This window comes from Bacteroidales bacterium, assembly GCA_035353855.1.
Classification (GTDB): domain Bacteria; phylum Bacteroidota; class Bacteroidia; order Bacteroidales; family CG2-30-32-10; genus DAOQAK01.
In genome coordinates, this window is record DAOQAK010000083.1 from 1 (window position 1) to 6,872 (window position 6,872).

Annotated in this window: 3 protein-coding genes; all 3 read left to right on the top strand. The window is 35.4% G+C overall.

The features are described from left to right. Window positions 1–90: 90 nt before the first annotated feature. The 3 genes from PKK00_14845 (at window position 91) to PKK00_14855 (ending at window position 6,603) form a co-directional block, all read left to right on the top strand. Complete coding sequence (locus tag PKK00_14845) at window positions 91–3,495, top strand: efflux RND transporter permease subunit (protein HNW99682.1); 3,405 nt, start codon at window positions 91–93, stop codon at window positions 3,493–3,495. Window positions 3,496–3,665: 170 nt separating this feature from the next. Continuing rightward, entirely contained in the window at window positions 3,666–5,591 is a 1,926-nt protein-coding gene (gene dxs, locus PKK00_14850) for a 1-deoxy-D-xylulose-5-phosphate synthase (GenBank protein ID HNW99683.1), read from the top strand. Beyond that, the gene (locus PKK00_14855) at window positions 5,578–6,603 is read left to right on the top strand and encodes a M28 family peptidase (GenBank protein ID HNW99684.1); all 1,026 of its coding nucleotides are present in this window, start codon (window positions 5,578–5,580) and stop codon (window positions 6,601–6,603) included. Before dxs ends, PKK00_14855 begins: the two co-directional genes overlap by 14 nt. Window positions 6,604–6,872: the final 269 nt, after the last annotated feature.

The window sequence follows — 6,872 nt, forward strand, 5'->3', positions numbered from 1 at the left end:
GGATAATTTTTGCTGCCAAAAATAATACTTCTCCCCATTTATTTTATGTGAGCCGTAAAAATAAAAGAGTTTAGACCTACCAGCTGGAGCATCGACAACAAAACCAGTATTTATGTTGTGATATTGATCATCGCTATTTTCGGCATTTTTAGCTATATAAATATTCCTAAAGAACAATTTCCTGAAATAGTAATGCCAAAGATAATTGTTACCACGGTTTACCCGGGAACAACGCCTTACGATATAGAGAACCTGATTACACGCCCTTTGGAAAAAAATATGAAATCGATCAAAGGTGTTAAAAAGATCACAAGTTCCAGCGTTCAGGATTATTCAATAATCACAGTAGAGTTCAATACAGATGTAAAAATTTCAGATGCAAAACAAAAGGTAAAAGATGCAATTGACAAAACAGCAAATGATCTGCCTCCCAAGACCAGCCTTATTGGACCTGATGTTATGGAAGTTGATTTATCGGAATTGCCTATAATGAATATCAATATCTCTGGCGATTTTGAATTATCCAAACTTAAAGAATATGCTGAGATTATTCAGGATAGGATAGAAGCGCTTAAAGAAATTACAAGGGTTGATATTATCGGTGCCATGAACAGGGAAATACAAATCAATGTGGATATGTATAAAATGCAGGCTGCCGATCTTACTTTGCGCGATATTCAAAATGCAGTAGCTTATGAAAACATGACCATTTCGAGCGGATCGGTTGATATTATAGGAATGAAGCGTTCCATAAGGGTTGTAGGTGAGTTTAAAGATATTGAATCGATAGGTAATATCATGATTAAATCGCCACTTGGCGCTATAGTATATATTAAAGATATTGCCGAGATAAAAGATGATTTTCTTGAGAGAGAAAGTTATGCCCGTTTCAATAATAAAAATGTTTTATCACTTAATGTTATTAAAAAAAGTGGCGAGAACCTTTTAACAGCTTCAAAACAGATCAATGAAATATTATCTGAACTTAAAGAAACAAAACTCCCTTCAAAACTTAATATTGATATTACAGGGGAGCAGGCAAAATTTACCGACAGGACATTGAATGAATTGAACAATACAATTATTATCGGATTCATTCTTGTTACTTTGATTCTGATGTTCTTCATGGGATTTACCAATGCATTTTTTGTTGGATTATCAGTGCCTCTTTCAATGTGTATCGCATTTATGGTATTACCGGGTATTGATTTCACTTTGAATATGCTTGTTATGTTTTCATTTCTTTTTGCTCTCGGTATTGTTGTTGACGATGCAATAGTTGTTATTGAAAACACACACAGAATTTTCAAACAAGGAAATGGAAAATTAAGCATTGTCAAAGCTGCAAAACTTGCAGCCGGGGAAGTGTTTGTACCTATTCTTTCCGGAACACTTACCACATTGGCTCCTTTTTTCCCGCTGGCATTCTGGCCCGGGATTGTTGGAAATTTCATGTTCTATATTCCTATAACATTAATCATTACTTTGTTTGCATCGTTGGTAGTAGCTTACATAATAAATCCTGTATTTGCTGTTGATTTTATGGAGCACGATGATCATGAGAAACTTGAAAAACCCGATAAACGGAAACTTCTGAAAGTATCGGGCATCATGGCAGGAATTGCTTTAATCTTTTATATCATGCAATGGATAGGGTTGGCTAATTTAATGGTATTCTTCATGGTACTTTATTTATTCCATAATATCTATGGGGTAAAAATAATCCATCGTTTTCAGAAAAAATTCATTCCATCATTTATGAATGGATATGAAAAATTATTAAGGAAATGTATAAAAGGAAGAAGACCATATTACCTGCTTTGGGGAACGGTTAGTGCATTAATCCTGGTATTTGCTGTTACAATAATATCAAAACAAAAAGTTATATTTTTTCCCCCGAATGAACCCAACAATATATATGTATATATTAAGATGCCTGTAGGTACAAGCCTTGAAGTAACAGATTCCGTTGCTAAAATTGTTGAAAAAAGGGTTTACAAAGTAGTTGGAGAAAATAATCCTATTGTTGAATCGGTAGTAACAAATGTAGCTCTTGGTGCTACCGATCCAATGGCTAATGATTATTCCGTAGCATCGCATAAAGCTAAAGTTACTGTTAATTTTGTTGAATATGCAGAACGAAACAGGTTTAATACTGTTGTTTTTGTTGATTCCATACGTAATGCTTTAACTGGTATTCCCGGCGCTGAATTCTCTGTTGAGGGAAATCTTATGGGTCCTCCTACAGGAAAGCCAATTAATGTTGAAATATCAGGCGACAACATTGATTCCCTTCTTCTCACATCGCATAAATTTGTGAAGTATCTCGAAGCATCGGGAATCGAAGGTATTGAAGACCTGAAATCAGACTTTGAAGAAAGCAAACCCGAAATCATAATTAATATTGATAGAGAAAGAGCTAACAAGGAAGGGCTTTCCACTGCCCTGATAGGTTCGGAAATGCATACTGCAATTTTTGGAACAGATGTTTCAAAATATAGAGAAGACGAGGATCAGTATCCGATACAATTGAGATATAAGGAATCACAACGCAAAAATATCGATGCCCTTTTGAACCTGGAAATAACTTATATGGATTATACTTCTTTCAAGCTTCGTCAAATTCCTTTATCTTCTGTTGCCAAATTAAGTTATGTGAACAGTTACGGGAGCATTAAACGTAAAAATTTGAAACGTGTAATTAATTTATCTTCCAATGTACTTTCAGGTTACACTGCCAATGAAGTTGTAGCGAATATCAATAACGCTATCAGAAGTTATAAAGCTCCTGAAGGTGTGGAATTAAAGATTACAGGTGAGCAGGAAGACCAGAAAGAATCAATGGATTTTTTAACAACGGCATTAATTCTTTCAATCGGTTTGATATTATTTATTCTTATTACGCAATTCAATTCAACAAGTAAACCTATAATAATTCTTGCAGAGGTTCTGTTTAGTATTATTGGTGTTTTGCTTGGGTATATGATTTTTGGAATGACCATCTCTATTGTCATGACAGGAGTTGGTGTTATTGCCCTTGCGGGTATCGTTGTACGAAACGGAATTCTTCTCGTTGAGTTTACTGATGTGTTGAAGGAGCGTGGTTTAAAAACCAGGGAAGCTATTATACAGGCTGGTAAAACACGTATCACTCCTGTGATCCTAACGGCTTCTGCAACCATCACCGGGCTGATACCTTTGGCTATTGGGTTTAATATTAATTTTGTTACTTTATTTACCGATTTAAATCCGCATATACATTTTGGTGGCGAAAACACTCAGTTTTTTGGAGGATTGTCATGGACAATTATTTTTGGGTTGAGCTTTGCAACATTCCTGACATTGATACTTGTTCCTGCAATGTATTTTATTGCACATGCAGCGAAACTTCGTTTAAAAAGAAATAAGTCAAAACGACTTTTCAGGAAAGGCTTGCCATACCTGAAGAATGCTCATACAGGTGATGATGATATTGATATAGAATCGCTGGTATAATATATTTATTAAGTAAAAAAGGCTGTTTCACTTATTTGGAACAGCCTCTTTTTTTTGTATTCATAAATTATTCCGATAACATATATACAATCGGTATAAGTTTTTTTAACGAATTTATCGTAAACAATTTTTAGTAAATTTGTGGGTTATATACTAAACTTTTTAGTAGCTTGAATTCAAAAATTGCACCCGGGAAATTATTAGCAACAATCAATTCTCCTGATGAACTTAGAAAACTGGACGAAGATGATTTGCCATTGCTTTGTTCAGAATTAAGGCAATATATTATTGATGTTGTTTCACATCACCCGGGGCATCTGGGTGCGAGTCTTGGTGCTGTGGAGCTTGCTGTTGCGATTCATTATGTTTTCAATACACCGTATGATAAATTGATTTGGGATGTTGGCCACCAGGCATATGCTCATAAAATTCTTACAGGCAGAAGAGACTCATTCCCTACAAACCGCACCTATAAAGGTATTAGCGGTTTTCCTAAAATGAGTGAAAGTGAATATGATGCTTTTGGCGTTGGTCATTCGTCAACATCTATCTCTGCAACGTTAGGAATGGCGATAGCTTCAAATCTTAATGGCGAGAAGGACAGGAATCATATTGCAGTAATTGGCGATGGCTCTATGACAGGCGGTATGGCTTTCGAGGCACTTAATCATGCCGGTGTTTCAAAATCAAATATTCTTATAATCCTGAATGATAACGGTATTGCAATTGACCAGAATGTGGGTGCGTTAAAAGAATATCTTACAGATATTACTACATCTAAGACATATAATAGAGTAAAAGATAAGATTTGGAATGTTCTTGGTCAGCGTGGCAGATACGGAAATAAGACACGTTCATTCGTTCAGAAAATTGAAAATGCAATTAAATTATCTATTTTCAGGCAGGGTAATATTTTTGAATCCCTGAACTTTCGTTATTTCGGTCCTGTTGATGGAAATGATATTTACAGATTAAAAAAAATTCTTTCTGATTTAAAACATATTCGCGGTCCCAAAATCCTTCATTGTATTACTATTAAAGGAAAAGGTTTTGAGCAGGCTGAAAAACAACAAACCAAATTTCATGCACCGGGTTTATTCAACAGCAAGACCGGCGAGATAATTGAAAAACCCGAAGAAAATAATAAACCACCGAAATATCAGATTGTTTTTGGTGAAACTATAATTGAACTTGCTGAAAAAAATCAGAAGATTGTTGGTGTTACTCCTGCAATGGCTACAGGCTGCTCATTGAACCTGATGATGGAGAAAATGCCCGACAGGGCTTTTGATGTGGGCATTGCTGAACAGCATGCCGTAACGTTCTCGGCAGGTATGGCAGTTCAGGGCTATGTGCCGTATTGCAATATTTATTCATCATTCCTGCAACGTGCATACGACCAGATAATTCATGATGTTGCATTGCAAAATCTGCATGTTGTTTTTTGCATAGATCGTGGTGGATTGGTTGGAGATGATGGCGCAACACATCATGGCGCTTTTGACCTGGCATTTTTACGCAGTGTTCCTAATATGATTATTGCCGCGCCGATGAATGAAGTTGAGCTTCGTAATTTGATGTTCACGGCTCAGACGAAAAACACCGGTCCCTATGCAATCCGCTATCCAAGAGGAAACGGCGTGATACCTGATTGGAAAAAAGATTTTTCAGAAATAGAGATCGGGAAAGGTGAAAAATTAAAAGACGGAAATGACCTGGCAATTCTTACTGTTGGACATGTCGGGAATTTTGTAGCCGAAGCTATTCGTATATTGGAAATAGAAAATATAAGCATTGCTCATTATAATATGCGTTTTGTAAAACCTGTTGATGCACAAATGTTATTTGAAGTTTCTGAAAAATTCAGGAATGTTATAACCGTTGAAGATGGCACAATTATCGGTGGTTTCGGAAGCGCTGTGATGGAGTTTATTTCCGATAATAATTTAAATGTAAATGTGAAACGTCTTGGTATTCCTGATCGTTTTGTTGAACATGGCTCACCTAAAGAGTTGTACGATGAATGCGGTTATCATGTAAATGGAATTATTAAATCAGTTAAAGAAGTTTTAAAAAGAAAATATGAAACTATTTAAAAAAATATTTTTTATTGTTGTTACAATTGGTGCTTTGTATCTTATTTCTTCATGTGGCAACGGTACTAATAACGATAACAAGAATACAGATTCACTTACAACGAAAAATATTAACATTCCCGATTTTAATTCCGATAGCGCCTATAATTATATTGCAAAGCAGGTTGAATTCGGGCCACGTGTGCCGAATTCTATTTCACATAAAAAATGTGCAGCATATCTTGTTGAAATGTTGAAAAAATATTGCGATACTGTTTATGTTCAGGAAGCAAAGGTTAAAGCGTTTGACGGGAAAATGCTCGAAATGAAAAATATTATTGGCTCGATAAAACCAGATATTAATAACCGTATTTTTATTTCATCGCATTGGGATTCGCGTCCTTTTGCCGACCATGACCCTGATGTAAAAAATCAGAAGGACCCTGTACCTGCCGCTAATGACGGTGCAAGCGGGGTTGGTGTTATTATTGAATTAGCACGTTTACTGCATAGCAACCAACCTCCGATAGGAATTGATTTTATTCTTTTTGATACTGAAGATTACGGACAGCCTGAAGTAAGCGACTATCCCGAGCAGCCAGATTCATGGTGTCTGGGTTCACAGTATTGGTCGAAGAATCCGCATGTAAAAAAATATTATGCAAAATACGGAATACTTCTCGATATGGTTGGTGCCGAAAATGCTACATTTTATAAAGAAGGAGTTTCAATGCAATATGCACCTGATATTGTTAAAAAAGTTTGGGATGCAGCTTCAGGAATTGGATACTCCGATTATTTCCTTTTTGCCGAATCGGGCGAATTGATTGATGACCACAAATACATTAATGAGATTGCTCACATTCCTACCATTGATATTATTCATCGCGACGCAGATTCCAAATCAGGTTTTTATAAATACTGGCATACCACAAAAGACGATATGGCTGGCATTAATAAAAATACTCTTAAAGCAGTAGGACAAACTTTATTAAAAGTAATTTTTGAAGAAGATTCTTACGCTTCAAAATAATCTTGTGCTAATTACCCCTTTATTCCTGTAAATACAGAGATTCTTATTTTTATTTTCTAAAATATTTTTTACTTTCAAAAACTTTTGCAGGTTCTTAAAAGGGATTATATTTGTATTGTAAGATATTACTAATAGAGCAATATATATAAGAGATATGTGCCGATAAAAAAAGAAAATGGAACATCTAAAAGTCACCCAAAGACATCTCGAATTTTTGGCTCACATAAAATAAATGGGGAGAAGTATTATTTTTGGCAGCAAAAATTATC